This window comes from Streptomyces barringtoniae (assembly GCF_020819595.1).
In the GTDB taxonomy this organism is placed as follows: domain Bacteria; phylum Actinomycetota; class Actinomycetes; order Streptomycetales; family Streptomycetaceae; genus Streptomyces; species Streptomyces barringtoniae.
Genome location: NZ_JAJHNP010000002.1, coordinates 260,234 through 281,012, shown reverse-complemented (window position 1 = coordinate 281,012; position 20,779 = coordinate 260,234). Strand labels below are relative to the sequence as shown.

Genomic DNA, 20,779 nt, shown 5'->3' with positions numbered 1-20,779 from the left:
GCCACAGTGAAATGTCACATCACATAGGAGTCACCGTGAGAGCACGACGTTCCGGGATGGTCATGGCTGCCGCCCTCGGACTCGTCACCGTCGCCGGCTGCGGGGGAGCCGACGGCGGCGACGGGCAGGGCGCGTCAGCAAGTAAGGGGGGCACGCTTCACGTGCTCTCCAGCCTCGACCTGGAGCACCTCGATCCCGCCCGCAACTACGTCACGTCCTCCGAGGACGTGGGCCGCCTCATCTACCGGACGCTGACGACGTACGCGGCGGCACCAGGGCCTTCCGGGGGAAAGATCGTGCCGGATCTGGCAACGGACACCGGCCGCCCGAGCGATGGGGCCCGCACCTGGACCTTCACCCTCAAGGCGGGGGTGAAGTTCGAGGACGGCCGGCCCATCGCAAGCCGGGACATCAAGTACGGGGTCGAGCGGAGCTTCGCCGCGGAACTCCCCGAAGGGCCGCCGTACGCACGCATGTGGCTTGCAGGGGCGCGGAGTTACAAGGGCCCCTACAAGAACAAGCACGGGCTCGCCTCGATCGAGACCCCGGACGACCGGACGATCGTCTTCAAGCTCAACCGTCCGGTGGCCGACTTCGGTTCCGCGGTGTCGCTGCCGATCTTCGCCCCGGTTCCGCAGGACAAGGACACCGGGGTCCGCTACGACAGCAGGCCCTTCTCCTCCGGCCCCTACAAGATCGGGGACTTCGAACCCAAGAAGCAGCTCACGCTGGTCCGCAACACCCACTGGAGCCCTGCCACCGACACCGTGCGCAAGGGGCTGCCGGACAAGGTCGTGATCGATCTCAACCTCGACCCGGCCGTCGTCGACCAGCGGCTCATCGCCGCCCAGGGGCAGGACGCGGACGCCGTCGCCTTCGAGCCGGTCGGCCCGGCCTCGGTCGGGCCGGTGATGGCCAACCCCGCAGTGCGCAAGCGACTGGTCACCGGTGAGTCGATCAACACGCGGTACCTGAGCATCAACACCCGGCACAAGCCGCTCGACGACGTCCGGGTGCGGCGGGCGATCGCCTACGCGCTGGACAAGGACGCACTGCGCACGGCCCGGGGCGGACCGATAGCCGGCCAACTGGCCACCACCCTGCTGCCGCCGTCCCTGCCCGGTGCCGTCACCGACGATCCCTTCCCCAGCCCGGGCGGCAAGGGCGATCCGGCCAAGGCGAAGGCGCTGCTCGCCCAGGCAGGCCACGCCTCGGGCCTCAGCCTCACGCTCGACGCCCCGGCCACCGCCGGCGGACAGGCGCAGGGCGAGGCCGTGCAGGCATCCCTGGACAAGGCCGGGATCAAGGTGAAGATCAACGCGATCAGCTCGTCGGCGTTCTACAGCACCGTGGGCAACACCGCCCAGGAGCACGACCTGGTGATCGATGGCTGGACACCCGACTGGCCCGGCGCCTCCACCTACCTGCCCCTCGTTTTCGACGGCCGGCTGATCACCCCCGAGGGCAACAACAACCACGCCCAGTACGGCTCCGCCAACGTCAACGCCCGTATCGACGCGATCGCCCGGATGAAGGACCCGGCGGCCGCCGCGACCGCCTACGGCTCACTCGCCCAGCAGATCATGCGTGACGCCCCGGTCGTGCCGTTCCTGTGGGACAAGGCGGCGGTCCTGGTCGGCCCTCATGTCACGGGCGCCTACGGGCACATCGCCTACGTCGGCCGCCTGGACCTGGTCTCCCTGGGGCTGCGCAAGTGACCGCCACCCTCCCCGCCCCCGTGCCGTCCTCGGACACGCCACCTCGCATCGGCCCGGACGAGACGTCCCTGCTGCGCCGGCTGCTGGCCCAGCGTTCCGCCACGGTGGCGCTGGCAGTGGTCGTGCTCCTGGTGCTCATCGCCCTCGCGGCCCCGCTGATCGCCTGGGCTGCCGGCTCGTCCCCGACCGAGTTCCACTCCGACGCGGTGGATCCGGCGCTCGGCGGGCTGCCGCGGGGCACCGGAGGCGGTATCAGCACCCAGCACTGGCTGGGCGTCGAGCCCGGCAGCGGCCGGGACATTCTCGCCCGTGTCGTCTACGGCGCCCGGGTCTCGCTGCTGATCGCCCTGCTCGCCACCGCCGTGTCGGTGGCGCTCGGAACGGCGCTCGGCCTGGCCGCCGGGTTCTTCGGCGGCTGGACCGACACCGTCGTCGGCAGGCTGATGGACCTGCTCATGTCCTTTCCCGCCCTCATCTTCATGATCGCGCTGATCTCCGCGGCGCCGGGCGTGAACCGGCAGCTGCTGCTGGTCGTCGTGCTCGGCTTCTTCGGCTGGCCGTACGTCGGGCGGATCGTGCGCGGGCAGGCGATGGTGCTGGCCCGCGGCGAGTTCGTGGCCGCGGCCCGCGTGCTGGGTGCCTCCAGGCGCGCACTGCTGGTGCGGGAGGTGCTGCCCAACCTGAGTGGGCCGGTCCTCGTGGTGGCGACCATGTCGATCCCCAGTTACGTCGCCACCGAGGCGGGCCTGTCCTTCCTCGGCGTCGGGGTGCGCCCGCCGACCCCCTCGTGGGGCCAGATGATCGCCGCCGCGGTGCCGTGGTACGCCGCCGACCCCGTCTACTTCCTCATCCCGGGCGGCTTCCTGTTCGCGACCGTGCTCGCCTTCAACGTGCTGGGCGACGCGGTACGGGACGCACTCGATCCCCGGAGCCGACGCCGATGATCCTTTATGTCCTGCGCAGACTGGCCGCGACGGCGCTGATCCTGCTGGTGATCTGCGCGGCCACCTTCGCCATCTTCTATCTGATGCCCGCCGACCCGGCCCAGGGCGCCTGCGGCAAGGCGTGCAGCCCGGAGCGCATTGCCGAGATCCGCACCACGCTGGGCCTGAACCACTCGGTGGTCGTGCAGTTCCGTGACTACCTCGTCGGCATCGTGGCCGGTCGTACGTACGGCACAGGTGCGCAGGCCGTGCACTGTCCCGCTCCGTGCCTGGGATTCAGCTTTCAGACCGACCAGCCCGTGTGGCTGATGCTCACCGACCGGCTGCCGGTCAGCATCTCCATCGCCCTGGGCGCGGCGGTGCTGTGGCTGCTGGTCGGCGTCACGGCCGGGGTGATCTCCGCGCTGCGCCGCGGCAGCCTGTGGGACCGGGCGGCGATGACGGCCGCACTCGGCGGCGTCTCGCTGCCGGTGTACTTCACCGCCCTGGTGCTGCAGTACCTGCTCGTCGTCAAGCTGGGCCTGTTGCCCTATCCGCAGGCGATCCCGCTCACCGCGGACCCGGTCGGCTGGGTTCAGTCCATGGTCATGCCGTGGATCACGCTGGCGATGCTCTACGCCGGCATCTACGCCCGGATCACCCGCGGTGAGATGCTCGACAGCCTCGGCCAGAACTACGTCCGCACTGCCCGCGCCAAGGGTCTGCCCGAGCCGACCGTGCTGCGCCGGCACGCGCTGCGGCCGGCGCTGATGCCCATCGTGACGATCTTCGGCATGGACCTCGGTGCGCTGCTCGGCGGCGCCCTCATCACCGAGTCGGTCTTCGGCCTGCCCGGCGTGGGAAAGCTCGCGGCCGACGCGATCAACAGCGCCGACCAGCCGGTGATCCTCGGCGTGACGCTGTTCGCCGCGGCGTTCGTCGTGATCGCCAACGTCGCGGTGGACCTGGTCTACGCGCTCCTTGACCCGAGAGTGAGGGCCGTGGGATGACCCTGCTGACCGTACGGGACCTGACCGTGGACTTCGCGAGCGGCGCGCGCGCCGTCGACGGACTCGAACTGGACCTGGCCGCCGGGTCGGTGCTCGGCGTGGTGGGCGAGTCCGGCAGCGGCAAGTCCGTGACCAGCCTGGCCATCATGGGTCTGCTGCGCGATGCCCACGTCACGGGCGAAGTCCGCTTCGACGGACAGCAGTTGACCGGTCTGGGCGGGCGGGCGCTGCGCCGGCTGCGTGGTGACCGGATCGCGATGATCTTCCAGGATCCGCTGTCCTGCCTGAACCCCTACTACCCGGTGGGCTTCCAGATCGCCGAGGCCTACCGTGCACACCGCCGGGCCGGGCGCCGGGAGGGACACCGGGTCGCGGTACGGATGCTGGACCGGGTCGGCATCCCCGAGCCCGAACGCCGCGCCCGCGCCTACCCGCACGAGTTCTCCGGCGGCATGCGTCAGCGCGTGATGATCGCGATGGCCCTGTGCCTGGAGCCCGACCTGCTCATCGCCGACGAACCGACCACCGCGCTCGACGTGACCGTACAGGCCCAGATCCTGGAACTGCTGCGGGAACTACGGGAGCAATCCGGCACCGCGATCATGCTCATCACCCATGACATGGGGGTGGTCGCCGGCCTGGCCGACGAGGTCGTCGTGATGTACGGCGGCCGCGCGGTCGAACGAGGCCCGGTCCGCGAGGTGTTCTACCGCCCGCGCGACACCTACACCAAAGGTCTGCTCGCCTGCGTACCCCGCGTCGACGGGCCGCTGCCCGATCGCCTGCCCACTCTGTCGACGCCGGAGGTGACCGCGTGAACGCGCCCCTGCTCGAAGCACACGACCTGGTCAAGCGGTTCCCCGTACGGCACGGCCTGACGCGGCGGCTCGCCGGGCACGTCAGGGCGGTCGACGGGGTGTCGCTGCGGGTGGACGCGGGGGAAACGCTGGGTCTGGTCGGCGAGTCCGGCTGCGGCAAGTCCACCGTCGCCCGGCTGCTGACCCGGCTCATCGAACCCACCTCAGGCACGATCAGCGTGGCCGGACGCGAACTCACCACCATGGACGAGCCGTTGCCGCGGCCCGTGCGCCGCGACCTGCAGATGATCTTCCAAGACCCGTTCTCCTCGCTGAACCCCCGCCAGACCGTCCGGCAGATCCTGACGGCCCCGTACCGCTATCAGGGGCTGACTCCCGACGAGCCGGTGGAGGACCTGCTGGTGCGGGTGGGCCTGCGGCCGGAGCACGCCGCCCGCTATCCCCACGAGTTCTCCGGCGGCCAGGCGCAGCGCATCGGTATCGCCCGGGCGCTGGCACTGCGGCCGAAACTGGTGGTGTGCGACGAGCCCGTCTCGGCGCTCGACGTGTCGGTCCAGGCGCAGATCCTCAACCTGCTCAAGGACCTGCAGCAGGAGTACGGACTCGCCTACGTGTTCATCGCGCACGACCTCGGCGCGGTGCGTCAGATCAGCACGCGCGTCGCCGTGATGTACCTGGGCACGGTCGTGGAGACGGCCGACCGGGACACGCTCTACGGCAGCGCCGCGCACCCGTACACCCACGCCCTGCTCTCCGCCGTACCACTGCCCGATCCGGACGCCGAACGGGCCCGGGAACGGATCGTGCTCCGCGGCGACCTGCCCAGTCCGCTCACCCCGCCCAGCGGCTGTCCGTTCCGCACCCGTTGCCCGAGGGCGGCCGACCGCTGCGCCACCGAACGGCCCGCGCTCAGCCCGATCGCCCCCGGCCACGAGGTCGCCTGCCACTACCCCGAGCCGCTGACCGAGCAGATGTCCGTGCCGCTTTCCGAGTCGTCTGCCGAGGAAAGGACCTCATGAGCCGCAGCTACCGCCTGCCCGGCCTCGCCGTCACCGACCACACCTTCACCGTGCCGCTCGACCACGCCGACCCTGCGGGACGCTCGATCCAGGTGTTCGCCCGGGAGGTGTCCGACCCGGCGCGCGCCGGCGAGCGCCTGCCCTGGCTGTTGTACCTGCAGGGCGGACCGGGCGGAAAGTCGCCGCGGCCCCTGAACGCCACCACCGGCTGGCTCGCCCGTGCCCTGAGGACCCACCGGGTGCTCCTGCTGGACCAGCGCGGCACGGGCCGCAGCACCCCGGTCACGGCCCGGTCGGCAGGACAGTTCTCCGATGCCCGGAAACTGGCGGCGCATCTCGCCTTCTTCCGCGCGGACTCGATCGTCGCCGACGCGGAACTGATCCGGCACCAGCTGTGTGGCGACGGGCCATGGGAGACGCTCGGCCAGAGCTATGGCGGCTTCCTCACCCTCACCTACCTCTCCCAGGCCCCCGAAGGACTGCGTGCCTGCTACATCACCGGCGGCCTCCCCGGCCTGTACGCCACCGCCGACGACGTCTACACGGCCACCTATCCCCAGGTCAGGGAGAAGGTGACCGCCTTCTACGCCCGTTACCCCGGCGACCGGGAGCTGGTACGGCGGATCGCCGACCTCCTCGACCGCCGCTCGGTCCACCTGCCCGACGGCGACCGTCTCACGGTGCGGCGACTGCGCACCCTCGGCCTGGTGCTGGGTATGGGGGATGGAGCCGAGCGCCTGCACTGGCTGCTGGACGAAGCCGTCGGTACCGACGGCGACCTCTCGGCGACCTTCCTGCAGCAGGTGATGAACCTGACGGGATTCGTCGACAACCCCCTTTTCGCCGTACTCCAGGAATCCATCTTCGCGCAGGGCGGCAAGCCCACCGACTGGGCCGCCGCCCGGGCGCTCGCCAACCGCCCGGAGTTCGGTGAGGACGCCGACCCGCTGCTGTTCACAGGCGAGATGTTCTATCCCTGGATGTTCGAGGAGATCGCCGGGCTACGGCCGTTCCACGATGCGGTCCGGCTGCTGTCCGAGCGAGCCGACTGGCCCGCGCTGTACGCACCGTCGCGGCTGGCCGCCAACCAGGTGCCGGTGGCCGCCGCGATCTACCACGACGACATGTACGTACCCGCAGAGCTGTCCCTGGCCACCGCGTGCTCGGTCGGCGCGCTGCGCGCCTGGGTCACCAACGAGTGGGAGCACGACGGGGTGAACGCGTCCGGCGAAGGCGTGCTGTCCCGTCTGATGGACATGGCCGTCGACCGGGCCTGACGTCCTCCCCCGCACCCACCTGCTTGACGTACTTCCCCTCAGCCCCAAGGAGAGAAGAGGAGACATGTCCGGATCCATCAAGAGCCTCAGAGCCCTTGCAGCGGGCGCCGCAGCCACGGCGTTCCTGTCGGTCACCGCCGCCGCTCCGGCAGCGACCGCGGCGCCGGCGCACGGCACCGCTCCCGCCACCGACTGTGCTCTCCCCGGCAGGACCGGCTGGACGGACGAGGGCCACGCCACCGACTACACCCAGTTCCAGCGACCCCTCGGCACCAAGCACGTGCTCATGCTGTTCGTCGACTTCCCCGACGCCCAGGCTTCCGGTTCCACGTCTGACTACCACCGGGAACTCGCCCCGGCCGGCGACTGGATGAGGAGGGACTCCTACGGCCGGACCCGGCTGGCCATCACCCCGCTGGCCCGTTGGGTTCGGATGCCGCAGGACTCCACCAGTTACGGCTTCCAACGCGGGATCACCTTCGAGCAGCACGAGGCGTACGTCCGGCAGGCGGTGGCCGCGGCGGATCCGTACGTCGACTTCTCCCAGTACGCCATGGTCTACATCGTCCCGGCCAAGTCGGCCTCCGCGATCAGCTTCTCACCGACGTACCTGTACGACCCCACCACCGCGGGCGTCACCGCCGACGGCACGCGCATCAAGTGGGCCGTGACGTTCGGGCAGGACATGTGGCACTGGGGCTTCAAGGTCGCCGACCACGAGACCAGCCACACCTTCGGCCTGCCCGACCTCTACGCGTTCACCGGCACCGACTACCACCGCTTCGTCCGCGGCTGGGACCTCATGGGCAATATCGCCGGCGCCGCCCCGCAGCACCTCGGCTGGGAGCGGTGGAAGTTCGGCTGGATCGACGACGGCCAGGTCGCCTGTCTCCCCTCGGCCGGAAGCCGCACCGTCTTCCTCAAGGCCGTCGAAAGCCCCGGCGAAACGAAGATCGCGGTGATCCGTACCGGCGAGACCACCGCCTACGTCGCCGAGTCCCGCAGGGCCGTCGACGCGGACAGCAACGCCTGTTCCACCGGCGTGCTCATCTACAAGGTGGACTCCTCCACCCAGACCGGCTACGGCCCGGTCCAGGTCGTGAACGGCAACGCCGACGCCACCCCGCCCTCGGGCTGCCAGGCCCTGGACATGGCGGCCTTCCACAGCGGGCAGTCCTTCACCGACCCCGACACCGGCGTCCGGATCGACGTGGATGGCAGCGGCCCTCTTCACGATCGGATCACGATGACCAAGCAGTGATTCCCCGGCGGTCACAGCGCCTTGCGGGCAATCCCGTCACGGACGCCCTCCCTGGTGACGCCGAGCTTGTTGAACCTCCTGCCCGCGGGGAAGCTGATCGCCGTAGCCGCGGCGGCCGGGGAGCGCCGGCCGGTCGAGGCCCAGTTCGCGCAGCGGGTACGGCCTCCTCGTAGGGATGGGCCGGGGGCAGGGCACGCGGATTCCGTTCCATGGCACGGGCGACGTCGTCGGGCGGCCGATGGGTGCCACAACATGCGGGCACTCTCGAAGGGTTCGGCCGTGGCCGCGGGATCGCGCCCCCAGCAGAAGGCAGCGGGCAAGGTGGAGGTCAGCGGTCGCGGCGGGCGTGTCCCGGCCTCGCGAACCGCGTTCGGCGTCGTCGGTCGACTGCCGGGGCCGGGCAGATGTGCGCCTCGGTCAGCCGGGACGACACGGGAGTCCATCGGGCTCGCCTCCAGCTCACCGTGCCGATCATTTCGGCACGTCGCCTGCCGCGCCGTGACTCACTCCAGCAGGCGCAGCAGCTCCGGATGGCGCCCGCACCATCGTGCGTAGGCCGGAGTGCCGGCACACGTGGCGAGATATCCCTCGGCGACCCTCCGGACGATCTCGTCGCCCTGTGCGGCCAGCGGCCCGTCATGGCGCCAGGCGAGCACGTGGCGGTACCAGAGCGGATTGCCGGCGAGCGGCCGCACGGCGACGCCGGGCACCTCGATGAAGGTCGCCTGACAGAGGCTGACCGCCAGGCCCGTCCGTACGATGTCGATCAGTTGCCGGCCTTCCGCCTCGTAGGGCGTGCGCGGCTGACGGCCCGTCCGGGAGAAGACGGACGCCCAGTACTCCCGCGTGCGGTCGCTGTCCGGGTGGGGCATGGCCCAGTCGTCCGCGATGAGTTCCGTCAGGCTCACCTCATCACGTACGACCAGCGGGTGGGTGGACGGGAGCAGGGCGAAGACCGGCTCGGTGACGACCGGGCGCAGGACCACTCCCTCGCGGGGCGGGAGCTCGTGGCCGGGGTTGTCGCCGAGGACCGCGGCTTCCAGGCGTCCTGCCGCGAGGTCGTCCAGCAGCGGCGACGGGGAGTACTGGCATCGGGTCGTCACGTCCGAGCCAGGGATCAATTCCCTTGTGGTCACGACGAGATCGGCGAGCAGGGGCCCGCCCACCGCTCCCAGGCGGACGCGGCCGGGGGCGCTTCCGCAGCGGGCGGCGCGGGCGGTGTCGGCCAGCAGGCCGTCGATGCCGGGCAGGATGGCCCGCGCCCGGGTGAGCACCAGCTCACCCAGCGCGGTGGGTTCGGCACCGGTCTGCCCGCGGTCGAAAATCGGCCCACCGAGCATGGCTTCGATGCGCCGCAACTGGGCGCTGAGCCCGGGCTGGGTCATGCGCAGCGTCGCGGCAGCACGGGTCAGACTTCCGGCCTCCGCGATCGCGCAGATGACTCGCAAATGCCGCACCTCCAGATCCATGGCGCGGATGGTAAGGAGCGGCACGCGCTTTCCGGCAGGGATGGGGACTCACAGTCCCATGTGAAATGTCACACATGACCCGACACTGATAGGTCAGGCTCACTCGAAGTCTTGGCAGGCCGCTGTGCAATGTGAAATATTACTGCCCGTGCCTACGAGTAATTCCTCGGACGTCATCGTCGTCGGGGCGGGAATGGTCGGTGCAGCCTGCGCCTACTACGCCGCCCGCGCCGGTCTTTCGGTCACCGTGGTCGACCGCGGCGCCGTCGCCGGCGGAACCACCGGCGCAGGAGAGGGAAACCTCCTGGTCTCCGACAAGGAACCCGGGCCGGAACTTGAACTCGCCCTGCTGTCCGCGCGGCTGTGGCAGGAGCTGACGGCATCCCTTCCACCGCAGATCGAGTACGAGGCCAAGGGCGGCTTGGTCGTCGCGTCCGACGCGGCAGGGATGGAGGCCCTGCGGGACTTCGCGACCGGACAGCACAAGGCCGGAGTCATGGCGGAGGAGATCCCGTGCGACCGGCTCGGCGACCTGGAGCCGCACCTCGCCCCCACACTGGCGGGCGGCTTCCACTACCCCCAGGACGCCCAGGTCCAGCCCGCCCTCGCCGCGGCTCACCTGCTGCGCGCCTCAGGTGCCCGGATCCGCCTGGGTGAGGAGGTCACACACCTCCTCACCCAGGCGGACGGCGACCTGACCGGCGTGCGGACGGCTACCGGCACCCTCCACGCCCCGCAGGTGGTGAACGCGGCCGGCGCCTGGGGCGGCGAACTTGCCCGACGTGCCGGTCTCGACCTGCCCGTCCTGCCCCGCCGCGGCTTCGTCCTGGTCACCGAACCTCTGCCGCGCATGGTGCGTCACAAGGTGTACGCGGCGGACTACGTCGCCGACGTGGCGAGCGGGTCGGCCGCCCTCCAGACCTCGGCCGTGGTGGAAGGAACCGCGGCGGGCCCGGTGCTGATCGGCGCGAGCCGGGAGCGGGTGGGCTTCGACCGCACCCTGTCGGCCGAAGTGCTGCGCCGCCTCGCCGCCCAGGCCACCACCCTGTTCCCCGTGCTGGCCGGGGTACGGGCGATACGGACCTACGCCGGCTTCCGCCCCTATCTCCCCGACCACCTGCCGGCGATCGGCCGCGATCCCCGCATGCCAGGACTGCTGCACGCCTGCGGCCACGAAGGCGCGGGCATCGGACTGGCTCCGGCCACCGGACTGCTCATCGCCCAGCTCCTGACCGGGCAGCAACCTGCTGTGGACGTCGGCCCGTTCAGCCCCGGCCGCTTCACATCCGTCTCCTGACCCGTCCGCTCTTCGACTCCTCGAGAGGAGGCCGCAGTGGCCCGTACCCCCGGTGAACTGGTCGGGGCACGTCCCGGCACGCCGTTCGAGATCACCGTCGACGGCCGCACCGTCACCGCGATGCCCGGGCAGTCCATCGCCGCCGCCTTGTGGGGGGCCGGAATTCTCGCCTGGCGCACCACGCGGAACACCGGCCGCCCACGCGGTGCCTTCTGCGGCATCGGGCAGTGCTACGACTGCCTGGCCACCGTCAACGGCGAGCCCAACAGAAGAGCCTGCCTGCTGCCCGCGCGTCCCGGTGACGCGATCACCACCCAGGAGGGACACGGCCATGCCGGACTCGGCGTCTGAACCGTACGACCTGGCCGTGATCGGCGCAGGCCACGCCGGACTCGCCGGTGCCGTCGCCGCATCGGAACGGGGCTTGTCCGTCGCCCTGTTGGATGCCTCGGGACAGCTCGGCGGCCAGTTCTACCGTCACCCGGCCCCGGCCCTCGGCGCCGTACGGCCGCAGGCCCTGCACCACGACTGGGCCGCCTTCGACGGCCTGCGCCGACGTCTGGAGAAGAGCGACGTGGGGCAGTTCCTCGGGCACCACGTGTGGAGCGTGGTGCGGGAGAGCGGGGAGCAGTGGGCGGTGCACGCCGTCACGGGCGCCGACGGTGGGGATGAGCGCCCGGTACGGGTGCGGGCTCGCGCGCTCCTGCTGGCGACCGGTGCGTACGAGCGGCACCTGCCCTTTCCCGGCTGGACGGTGCCCGGGGTGGTGGGTGCCGGGGGCGCCCAGGCGATGCTCAAGTCCGGGCTGGTGCTGCCGGGGAGACGGATCGTCGTCGCGGGCAGCGGGCCGCTGCTGCTCGCGGTGGCCTCCTCGCTGACCGCGGCCGGGGCACGTGTTCCCGCCGTCGTGGAGGCGTCCGGCTATCTCGGCTATGCCCGCCGCCCGCATGTCCTCGCCGTCAATCCACGCAAGCTCGCCGAGGCCGCGGTACACGCTTCGGCCTTGCTGCGTCATCGCGTGCGGTTGCGTACCCGCAGCGCGGTCACCGAGGTGCACGGCACCGACCGGGTGGAGGCCGTGACCGTCGCCCGCGTCGATCCGCGGTGGCGACCGGTTCCGGGAACGGGGCGACGCATCGCGTGCGACGCACTGGCCGTAGGACACGGGCTGGTGCCGCAGATCGACCTGGCCACGAGCCTCGGCTGCGCGACCCGGCGAGCACCCGACGCGACCACGTCCCTCGTGCTGGACGACCTGCAGCAGACCTCGGTCCCCGGCGTCTGGGCAGCGGGCGAGACCGGCGGCATCGGCGGCGCGCAACTGGCAGGTGTGGAGGGAGAGTTGGCCGGCCTCGCGGTCGCCGCCCGGCTGCACGGCAAACCGTTCCTCACCGAGCACGGACGAGCCCGCACCCTGCGCCGTCGCCGTGACCGGATGCGTGCCTTCGCCGACGCCATGGCAGCCGCGCACACCCCCGGCCCCGGCTGGAGCGAGTGGCTGACGGACGACACGGACGTCTGCCGCTGCGAGGAGGTGACCGCCGGCCGCATCCGGGAGGCGGTCACCGACTTCGGTGCCCGCGACGCCCGTACGGCGAAGCTCCTCACCCGAGCGGGCATGGGCTGGTGTCAGGGCCGCGTGTGCGGGACCGCCGTGGCCTGCCTCGCGGCACGCGGCGACGACGGCACGGTGCCGCCGTCCGTCGAGCGCCGGCCGCTCGCCGTCCCGGTGCCGCTCGGCGCACTCGCCTCGCTCGACGAGCCCGACGAGCCCGACGAGCCCGACGGCTGAATCCACATGACTCCGCTCGTCACACCTCATGGACCGAGCGGGCGCATGAGTAAAATGTCACACTCTACCAAAGGACCAACCGACGTGACCTCCACTTCCTGGAACCCCGATCGCCCCTGGCGCGGCATCATGGTCGCCACCGCCCTCCCGCTGCGGCCGGACCTCTCCGTCGACTACGACGCCTACGCCGAGCACGTCCGCCGGCTGATCGCCAACGGCTGTGACGGCGTGGTCCCCAACGGCTCGCTCGGCGAGTACCAGACCCTCACCGCCGAGGAGCGCGCCCGCGTCGTGCGCACGGCCGTCGAAGCGGCCGGCGACGGCGCCCGGGTCATGCCCGGGGTCGCCGCCTACGGCAGTGCCGAGGCCCGCCGCTGGGCCGAGCAGGCGGCCGAAGCGGGCTGCGGCTCCGTGCTGCTGCTGCCGCCGAACGCCTACCGCGCCGACGAGCACGCCGTACGCGCGCACTACGCCCAGGTCGCCGAGGCGGGGGTGCCTGTCGTGGCGTACAACAACCCGATCGACACCAAGGTGGACCTCAGCCCGGCGCTACTCGCCCGGCTGCACGGCGACGGCAGCGTGGTCGCGGTCAAGGAGTTCACCGGCGATGTGCGCAGGGCGTACGAGATCGCCGAACTGGCCCCCGAACTCGATCTCCTGATCGGAGCGGACGACGTCCTGCTGGAGCTGGCGATCGCCGGCGCCGTCGGCTGGATCGCGGGCTACCCCAACGCCTTCCCCGCCAGCTGCGCCCGGCTCTACCACGCCGCCGTCGCCGGGGACCTGGAGACGGCGCTGCCCCTCTACCGGTCGTTGCACCCGCTGCTGCGCTGGGACTCGAAGACGGAGTTCGTGCAGTCGATCAAGCTCTCCATGGACATCGTCGGCAGGCATGGCGGTCCCACCCGTCCGCCGCGTTCCCCGCTCACCGGCGAGATGGAGGCCGCGGTGCGCGCGGCCACCGAGAAGGCCGTAGCCGAGGGCCATCGGTGACCGGCTCCTGACCGGACCCGAGACCCGTCCTGCATACCGATCCACGAAAGGAGGGACATCGGTGCGTACACGTCACGTCTTCCATGCCGTCGACTCGCACACCGAGGGCATGCCGACGCGTGTCATCACCGGCGGCGTCGGGATGATCCCCGGCGCCACCATGGCCGAGCGCAGGCTCCACTTCATCGAGCACCTGGACCACATCCGCACGTTCCTGATGTACGAACCGCGCGGCCACGCCGCCATGAGCGGCGCGATCCTGCAACCCCCGACCCGCCCCGACGCCGACTACGGGGTCCTGTTCATCGAGGTCTCCGGCCTGCTGCCGATGTGCGGGCACGGCACCATCGGGGTGGCCACCGTCCTGGTCGAGACCGGGATGGTACCGGTCGTCGAGCCGGTCACCACGGTGCGGCTGGACACCCCGGCCGGGCTGGTTTCCGTCGATGTGCACGTCGAGGACGGCCGGGCGAAGGCGGTCACGCTCACCAACGTGCCTGCGTTCTGCGTGGGCCTGGGTCGCAAGGCCGAGGTTCCCGGGTACGGCACGGTGACGTACGACCTCGCGTTCGGCGGGAACTTCTACGCCTTCGTCGAACTCGACGCACTCGGGCTGCCCTTCGACCGGGCCCGCAAGGACGACCTCCTCGCCGCCGGCCTCGCCGTCATGGGCGCGATCAACGCCTCGCCGGACCGTCCCGTCCATCCCGAACACCCGGAGATCAGCGGCGTCAAACACGTCTACCTCGCCGCGCCGGGGTCCGACGCACGCCACTCGCGGCACGCCATGGCCATCCACCCCGGCTGGTTCGACCGGTCGCCGTGCGGCACCGGCACCTCGGCCCGCATGGCCCAGCTCCACGCCCGCGGCGAGCTCGCGCTGAACCGCGACTTCGTCAACGAATCCTTCATCGGCACGCGGTTCACCGGCCGCCTGGTCGATGAGAGCCGGGTCGGCGGGGTCCCGGCCGTCATCCCCACCGTCACCGGTCGCGCCTGGATCACCGGCACCGCCCAGTACTTCCTCGATCCGGACGACCCCTTCCCCGGAGGCTTCCTCCTATGACCGAGTCCTCTCCCGTCGTCTCCCGCAATCCGGCCGACCCTTCCGATGTCGTGATGCGGATCCCGACGCCCGGCGCCTTCGCCGCGGCCGACACGGTGGAGCGGGCCCGCGCCGCCCAGCCCGACTGGCTCACCGGCGGCGCGGCCGCCCGCTCGGCAGCCCTGACCGCGGTCGCCGAGAGCATCGAGGCCCTCGCCGAAGAACTGTCGGCACTCGCCGTACGCGAAGTGGGCAAGCCGCTCACCGAAGCACGGGCCGAGGTGGCACGCACCGCCGCGATCTGGCGCTACTACGCCCAGGCCCCCTTCGAGTCCACCGGCGCCGTCCACGAAACCGCCCAGGGTCAGGGGCTGTTGCTGACCCGGTGCCGCCCGCACGGCGTCGCGGGGCTGATCACACCCTGGAACTTCCCCTTCGCCATCCTCAGCTGGAAGGCAGCACCGGCGCTGGCGGCGGGCAACTCGGTCGTCCTGAAACCGGCCCCCGAGGCCACCGCGTGCGCCCGGCGCCTGGCCGAGATCCTCCAAAGAGCCCTGCCTTCAGGGGTGTTCACGATGATCCCCGGCGGCGCCGCCGAAGGCGAGGCCGTCGTCTCCACCGCCGACGTGGTCTCCTTCACCGGCTCCACCGAGGTCGGCGACGCGGTCGTCAGCGCCGCCACCGCCCGGGGTATCCCGGTCCAGGCCGAGATGGGCGGGCTCAACGCGGCCATCGTCCTGCCCGACGCCGACATCGGCCGGGCCGCCGCCCACATCGCCTCGGCGATCGCCGGTTACGCCGGGCAGAAGTGCACCGCCACCAGCCGCGTGATCGCTGTCGGCGCCGCCCTCGACCCGATGCGCGAGGCCCTCACCGAGGCACTGCGCGCGCTTCCCGTGGGCGACCCCGCCGACCCGGCCACGATGTGCGGCCCCCTGATCAGCGAGCACGCGCGCGATCAAGTGGAGGGGACCTCCTACGGCCTCCCGGTGCTCGTCGGCGGCCCCGCTGCCCCCGGTCACGGCTGGTACACGTCACCCACCCTCGTGGAAAAGGTCCCGCCGGACCACCGGCTCCTGCGGAAGGAGGTCTTCGGTCCCATCGCGGCGCTGCTGCCCGCGGACGACCTGTCCCACGCCGTACGGATCACCAACTCCAGCCCCTACGGCCTGGTCACCTCGGTTCACACGGCCGGCCTCGACGCGGTGCTGCACGGGCTCGACCACCTCGGCACCGGCATGATCCGCGTCAACGCACCGTCCACCGGTGTCGACTTCCATCTGCCCTTCGGCGGCACGAAGGCATCCAGCCACGGCCCGAGGGAGCAGGGCAGGGCTGCCCTGGGCTTCTACACCACGAGCCGCACGTACACCCTGGCACCCGACAAAACAACGTGACATTGTACCCTGGCGCTCCGGTGAGGGCACGGAGGAAACAGCATGGGGCATCTGAAGGCACGCAACCTCGTCACGGCCCACGAGCGGCTGCGCGACCAGGTCGCCCATGCCCTGCGCGCTGCCCTCATCTCCGGTGAACTGCGCCCCGGCGAGGTCTACTCGGCCCCCACGCTCGCCGAGGACTTCGGCATCTCCGCCACCCCCGTCCGCGAGGCGATGCTCGACCTGGCCCGCGAGGGCCTGGTCGAGCCCGTCCGCAACAAGGGCTTCCGAATCACCGAGGTCAACGAGCGCGACCTCGACCAGTACACCGAGATCCGCACCCTGATCGAGGTGCCCACGGTCGGCCGGATCACGAAGACCGCGTCGAAGGCGGATCTCGAAGCACTGCGCCCGATCGCCGAGGAGATCGTGCGCGCCGCGCACGACCACGACCTCATCGGCTATCTGGAGGCCGACCGCCGTTTCCACCTCTCGCTGCTGGCGCTCGCCGGCAACGACCGCCTCGTCGACACAGTCGGTGAGCTGCGCAAGCGATCCCGCCTGTACGGCCTGACCGCCCTGGACCAGCGCGGCGAACTGATTCCCTCGGCCGAGGAACACCTGGAGCTGCTGGAGCTCATGCTCTCCGGGGACGCCGAAGCCGCCGAGCAGTGCATGACCCGGCACCTGGGGCATGTGCGCTCACTGTGGGCCAAGGGCAAGGCCGACGGGGCCGACGGGGAGCCGACCCGGCAGAAACGCTGATCTTGGTAGAGAGGCCCGCCAGTCCTCCCCGAGGCGCAGGGAGCCCGGTGCGGGTGGGCCCGATCATCAGCGGTATACCCTCCGGCACTTCACCAGCCTCCGCACAGCGGCCGTCCGCTCGGGGCCCGGACGGAGAGGGCTGCCCGGCGAGGCGGCGCGGCCGGAATTCGACGCTGCAGTCCCGTCACATGCGTCAACCGAGGAAGCTCAGCCGCACCTGACGGTTGGCATTGTCCCTGTTCGTGTCCGCCAACCTCCGCCAAGACAACGCCGACCCTACCGAATAGGCCTGCGGGAGCCCCCATGGGTGGTCCATGGCAACGATGAGAGGCTGCCCCGGGGCCGTCTCATCCGAGGTCTTGCGGGAGCCGGCGGCTGCGCAATCACCCCGCTGTTCTCTCGGTCCGGCGCGCGATGGTGGGCCTGTGCTGGATCCGCCGCTCACGAGCGCCCCGCAGCCTGTCGAATACGGCCCAGAAACCGGTATTCACGTGAGGCAAGGCGGCCCCCGCCAGGATCTCGTGCTCCCGGGCGGACTGCTCTTTCATCCGGCTACGGAGTCCGGCTGCTCAGCGGCCTGCCGTCCCGGCACGCGGCTTGGCGGTGCGGGCGCGCATCATCAAGGAGGGGAAACCATCGACGAGGAGTGGCGATGAGGCTGTCGTTCCTTGAACCCCTCTACGCAGAGCCGGGCCCGTTCGCCTCCGTGTACCTGAACACCTCCCGAAACGTCGAGCATCCCGACCGGGCGATCGCGCTGCGCTGGCGGCGGCTGCGCGAGAGTCTGTCCCGTCAGGGCTCGGACCCGGCGCTGCTGAACGTACTGGAGGAGGTGGTCGGCGCCGACACAGAAGTGCCGGGGGTGCACGGGCAGGCCATCTTCGCCGCCCACGGCACGCTCGTCCTGGACGGGGAGCTGCCCAGGCCGCCCGAGCACGACTCCGCGCGATACAGCACCCTGCCGGACGCGATGCCCCTGGTCACCCAGTACCTTCCGGAGATCCCCTACATGGCTGTAGTCGTTCACTACGGCGGCCTTCCGACCGCCGAGACCCACGGCTGGGTGACTCTGGAGGCGGAGACCGGCACCTGGCCCGCGTCGACCGTGACCCCGGGTGAGCGGCTGCACCGCAGGGTTGCGGTGGCGACCTGGCATCGCACCTCCCTCCGGCTCGGTCACCGGCTGGACGAACGGGCGCGGCGCGCTCATGCCGACGCCGTCGTGGTGGGCGGGGACGAGTGGGCGTGCAACGTACTGATCCGCCGCCTGCCGCACACCCTGCGGGACAAGGTCGTACGCGTGGGCGGCCGGACCCCCACCGACACAGGACGCGCCTTGTTGGAGCCGCAGCTCGACGGCGTCTTCCGCGGCCGCATGGCCGCGCACGACCGGGAACTCGTGGACATCTTCATCGGCCGGCGTGCTCTGGACGGACCCGTGACCGAGGGGCTGGCCGCCACCGTCGCCGCCCTCCAGCGTGGCCAGGTCGCGGCACTGCTGCTGAATCGACCGCCAGGGTCTTCGCTGCGGCTCTGGGCGGGCTCCCAGCCCACTCAGCTTGCCCTGACCGAGGCGGAGCTGATGTCCTTCGGCGTGCGGGCCCCGCGCGAGGAACGCGCCGACGAGGCCCTCGTCCGGGCCCTCGTCGGCACCGGTGCCGAGCTGGTCGTCGTGCCGGAGAGCGAGCTGAGGCTGTACGAGGGCGTGGGCGCCCTGCTGCGGTACGCCGACCCGGGGACCCCGTCCTGACGCCGATGCGTTGCGCCTCCTGGATCACGGGGCGCCCTTGCGACCGACCGCCCCGCATCGCGCGCCGCGCGGGACATGCCGACACTGGGCTGGAGCGGCAGGGCGGCATATGAGCGACGGATGGGGCTCGGCCTCACCGGAGACGAGCAGGTCCTGGAGGTCGGGACCGGATCCGGCTGGCAGACCGCGCTGCTGGCCCGCTTGGCCGCGTACGTCGTCAGCGTCGAGCGCTGACCCGACCTGGTCGACGAGGCCCGCCTGCGTCGGGCCGGGCAGGGCATCGGCCATGCCGAGGTCGTACTCGGCGACGGGACCCTCGGGATACCGAGCCGTGCCCCGTACGACGCCGTCATCGTCTGCGCGGCCTTCCCGCGAGTGCCTGAGTCGCTCGTGGATCAGCTCCGCGCCGGTGGCCGGCTCGTCCAGCCGATCAGGCAGGGCGGCCAGGAGCGCTTCGAGCTGTACGAGCGGCGGGCTCACAACCTGGTGCACCGCAGGACGGTCACCGCGGCCCGGTTCGTCCGGCTGTACGGCGCCCATGGCTATGACCAGCGGTGACGCGCTCAGCGCTGATAGGTCCCGCCCAGGTGCCGGAGGCCAGCTCCCTGCCCTTCAGGGCACGGTGCACGTCCTCGACGCCCGGGTGGTCGTGCAGCGGCAACTGCTCGGACAGGGCGTACAGGCGGAAGAAGTAGCGGTGCGGCCCGTGCCCCGGTGGAGGCATCGGCCCTCCCCGGCCCACGCGGCTGAAGCCGTTGGGCCACGGCAGACCCCCCTGGGGCTCCTGGCCCTCCGCCGCCCCGCTGGTCCCCGGATCGATGCCGGTCACGAGCCAGTGCAGGAAGGTCGTCCCCGGCGCGTCCGGGACCTCGCACAGGAGCACCGGCTCCGTGGCCTCGTGGGGCGCCCCCGGAGGTCGGTGCGGTCACGGTCAGGGTCCCCCGGGACCGGCTGGGTACGTTCCGGCCCCGGCTGCTGCCCTCGTACGTCCGCCGCACGGGCGCGCTGGACGACATGGTGATCTCACTGACCGCGAAGGGCCTGACCGGCCACTGCGGCTCCTACGCGACGGTCGGACCGTGCCGAACCCGCGAAGGCCTGCTGGAACGCACAGTTGGGCAGTGTGACGCGTCACATACAGACAACACTGCACCACTGTGGGAACTTCAAGTGCCTCACCCGCCAGCCGAGTTACTGAGGTGACGAGAGTGAGGTCCGGCCGACCGCACGGTCGCGTCGCTCGTCCCATGGGTACGTAAGAGGCGGAACCGCGGGCCGGCGGGGGGAACCAGGGAGAGGGGCGGCCCGCCTGTGGAGAGGATCGAATGCGCTCTTTCGAAGCCTTGACGCTTGATCAGGTAGTCGACACGGCTCGCTATCCCCTGTCGGAATTCGCGAGCGCCCGGGGACAGGCCGTGGTTTCCCGTGCCCGGCGCGACCTGTTGACTCTCGGCTGCACCGTGCTGCCGGACTTCATTCGCCCGTCGCTACGCGATGTGCTGCGGCAGGAGTGCTCGGCCATCGCCCCCCGGGCGCACCACGACGTCGAGACGGTGAACGTCTACAACATCGGAGTGAACTCGGCACTGCCGCAGGACCATCCGGGCCGGACGACCTTCGAGCGGGGTAACGCGTTCGTCGCGCGGGACCGCATCCCCGCGGACTCCCTCATCAGCCGGCTCTACTCCAACATGGCGTTCCGGCACTTCATCGCCCGCTGCTTCGAACTGCCGGAGCTGCACGAGCTGGCGGACCCGCTCTCCGGGCTGGTTCTCAACGTCATCGCACCGGGCATGGAGCACCCCTGGCACTTCGACACCAACGAGTTCACCGTGAGCATGCTCACCCAGCAGGCGCAGGCCGGCGGCGTCTTCGAGTACTGCCCGAACATTCGGACCGCGCAGGACGAGAATTTCGACGACGTCCGGGACGTCGTGGACGGCCGGGGCGAGCGGTTGACCCGGAGCCTCCCCCTGCAACCCGGTGACCTGCAATTGTTCAAAGGCCGCTACTCGCTGCACCGAGTGAGCCCGGTGCGCGGCGAGGTCGCGCGCCACTCCGCGATATTCGCCTACAGCGAGCGCCCCGGCGTCATCGGGAGCGTGGAACGGACCCGGCAGCTCTTCGGCCGAGTGCTGCCCGAGCACTTGGCGGCCGAGGGCCGGGCGGTCCGCGGCGACCGGCTCCTGGACTAGCGGGCGGCGAGAACGCGTAGTCGCCGTAGGCCGTTTCCCCTGCGCGATCCCACGGAGGAGTAAGCCCT

Annotated in this window: 19 protein-coding genes and 1 pseudogene; 17 read left to right on the top strand and 3 right to left on the bottom strand. The window is 71.2% G+C overall.

Annotated features, from left to right (window positions below; translation table 11 throughout):
- Window positions 1-35 precede the first annotated feature (35 nt).
- The 7 genes from LMU33_RS03655 to LMU33_RS03625 all read left to right on the top strand — a co-directional run bounded on the left by LMU33_RS03655 (window position 36) and on the right by LMU33_RS03625 (window position 8,026).
- The gene (locus LMU33_RS03655; protein WP_228617291.1) at window positions 36-1,718 is read left to right on the top strand and encodes an ABC transporter substrate-binding protein; all 1,683 of its coding nucleotides are present in this window, start codon (window positions 36-38) and stop codon (window positions 1,716-1,718) included.
- Window positions 1,715-2,662, top strand: coding sequence for an ABC transporter permease (locus tag LMU33_RS03650; RefSeq protein ID WP_308280747.1), 948 nt, complete (start codon window positions 1,715-1,717; stop codon window positions 2,660-2,662). Before LMU33_RS03655 ends, LMU33_RS03650 begins: the two co-directional genes overlap by 4 nt.
- Window positions 2,659-3,651, top strand: a complete 993-nt coding sequence (locus LMU33_RS03645; protein ID WP_228617289.1) for an ABC transporter permease — start codon at window positions 2,659-2,661, stop codon at window positions 3,649-3,651. The genes LMU33_RS03650 and LMU33_RS03645 overlap by 4 nt, the downstream gene beginning before the upstream one ends.
- Window positions 3,648-4,469 (top strand): ABC transporter ATP-binding protein, encoded by an 822-nt coding sequence (locus LMU33_RS03640; RefSeq protein WP_372477863.1) that lies wholly within the window; start codon window positions 3,648-3,650, stop codon window positions 4,467-4,469. Before LMU33_RS03645 ends, LMU33_RS03640 begins: the two co-directional genes overlap by 4 nt.
- The gene (locus LMU33_RS03635) at window positions 4,466-5,488 is read left to right on the top strand and encodes an ABC transporter ATP-binding protein (RefSeq protein ID WP_228617288.1); all 1,023 of its coding nucleotides are present in this window, start codon (window positions 4,466-4,468) and stop codon (window positions 5,486-5,488) included. Before LMU33_RS03640 ends, LMU33_RS03635 begins: the two co-directional genes overlap by 4 nt.
- The gene (locus LMU33_RS03630) at window positions 5,485-6,765 is read left to right on the top strand and encodes an alpha/beta fold hydrolase (protein WP_228617286.1); all 1,281 of its coding nucleotides are present in this window, start codon (window positions 5,485-5,487) and stop codon (window positions 6,763-6,765) included. Before LMU33_RS03635 ends, LMU33_RS03630 begins: the two co-directional genes overlap by 4 nt.
- A 64-nt stretch (window positions 6,766-6,829) precedes the next feature.
- Entirely contained in the window at window positions 6,830-8,026 is a 1,197-nt protein-coding gene (locus tag LMU33_RS03625) for a M6 family metalloprotease domain-containing protein (RefSeq protein ID WP_228617284.1), read from the top strand.
- A 503-nt stretch (window positions 8,027-8,529) separates the two neighbouring features.
- On the opposite strand, the gene LMU33_RS03620 is transcribed toward LMU33_RS03625, so the two are convergent.
- Window positions 8,530-9,495 carry a LysR family transcriptional regulator gene (locus LMU33_RS03620; RefSeq protein ID WP_228617282.1) on the bottom strand — a complete coding sequence of 322 codons (966 nt, stop codon included), beginning with the start codon at window positions 9,493-9,495 and terminating at the stop codon, window positions 8,530-8,532.
- Window positions 9,496-9,643: 148 nt separating this feature from the next.
- Here LMU33_RS03620 and LMU33_RS03615 point away from each other — a divergent pair, with 148 nt between their 5' ends.
- From LMU33_RS03615 to LMU33_RS03580, 8 genes are all read left to right on the top strand, one after another.
- A complete protein-coding gene (locus tag LMU33_RS03615; RefSeq protein WP_228617281.1) occupies window positions 9,644-10,792 on the top strand; it encodes an NAD(P)/FAD-dependent oxidoreductase in 1,149 nt (382 codons plus the stop codon).
- 36 nt (window positions 10,793-10,828) lie between these two features.
- On the top strand, window positions 10,829-11,143 hold the full coding sequence (locus LMU33_RS03610; RefSeq protein WP_228617279.1) for a (2Fe-2S)-binding protein: 315 nt from the start codon (window positions 10,829-10,831) through the stop codon (window positions 11,141-11,143).
- Window positions 11,124-12,584 carry an FAD/NAD(P)-dependent oxidoreductase gene (locus LMU33_RS41325; protein ID WP_228617277.1) on the top strand — a complete coding sequence of 487 codons (1,461 nt, stop codon included), beginning with the start codon at window positions 11,124-11,126 and terminating at the stop codon, window positions 12,582-12,584. Before LMU33_RS03610 ends, LMU33_RS41325 begins: the two co-directional genes overlap by 20 nt.
- 84 nt (window positions 12,585-12,668) lie before the next feature.
- On the top strand, window positions 12,669-13,577 hold the full coding sequence (locus LMU33_RS03600; RefSeq protein ID WP_228617275.1) for a dihydrodipicolinate synthase family protein: 909 nt from the start codon (window positions 12,669-12,671) through the stop codon (window positions 13,575-13,577).
- Between the two features lie 61 nt (window positions 13,578-13,638).
- Entirely contained in the window at window positions 13,639-14,643 is a 1,005-nt protein-coding gene (locus LMU33_RS03595) for a proline racemase family protein (protein ID WP_228617273.1), read from the top strand.
- Window positions 14,640-16,019, top strand: a complete 1,380-nt coding sequence (locus LMU33_RS03590) for an aldehyde dehydrogenase family protein (RefSeq protein WP_228617272.1) — start codon at window positions 14,640-14,642, stop codon at window positions 16,017-16,019. Before LMU33_RS03595 ends, LMU33_RS03590 begins: the two co-directional genes overlap by 4 nt.
- Window positions 16,020-16,061: 42 nt before the next feature.
- Window positions 16,062-16,766 carry a GntR family transcriptional regulator gene (locus tag LMU33_RS03585; RefSeq protein ID WP_228617270.1) on the top strand — a complete coding sequence of 235 codons (705 nt, stop codon included), beginning with the start codon at window positions 16,062-16,064 and terminating at the stop codon, window positions 16,764-16,766.
- Between the two features lie 652 nt (window positions 16,767-17,418).
- A complete protein-coding gene (locus tag LMU33_RS03580) occupies window positions 17,419-18,516 on the top strand; it encodes a baeRF2 domain-containing protein (protein WP_228617269.1) in 1,098 nt (365 codons plus the stop codon).
- A 24-nt stretch (window positions 18,517-18,540) separates the two neighbouring features.
- On the opposite strand, the gene LMU33_RS41880 is transcribed toward LMU33_RS03580, so the two are convergent.
- On the bottom strand, window positions 18,541-19,062 hold the full coding sequence (locus tag LMU33_RS41880; RefSeq protein WP_372477870.1) for a hypothetical protein: 522 nt from the start codon (window positions 19,060-19,062) through the stop codon (window positions 18,541-18,543).
- On the bottom strand, window positions 19,019-19,399 hold the full coding sequence (locus tag LMU33_RS03570) for a YbhB/YbcL family Raf kinase inhibitor-like protein (protein ID WP_228617267.1): 381 nt from the start codon (window positions 19,397-19,399) through the stop codon (window positions 19,019-19,021). The genes LMU33_RS41880 and LMU33_RS03570 overlap by 44 nt, the downstream gene beginning before the upstream one ends.
- On the opposite strand from LMU33_RS03570, the pseudogene LMU33_RS42200 reads away from it, so the two are divergent.
- Window positions 19,348-19,566: pseudogene (locus LMU33_RS42200) on the top strand (transposase); the annotation flags it as partial. The gene LMU33_RS03570 and the pseudogene LMU33_RS42200 overlap by 52 nt on opposite strands.
- 275 nt (window positions 19,567-19,841) lie before the next feature.
- Window positions 19,842-20,711: a HalD/BesD family halogenase gene (locus tag LMU33_RS03560; protein ID WP_249813273.1), complete on the top strand. Its 870-nt coding sequence runs from the start codon at window positions 19,842-19,844 to the stop codon at window positions 20,709-20,711.
- Window positions 20,712-20,779 lie beyond the last annotated feature (68 nt).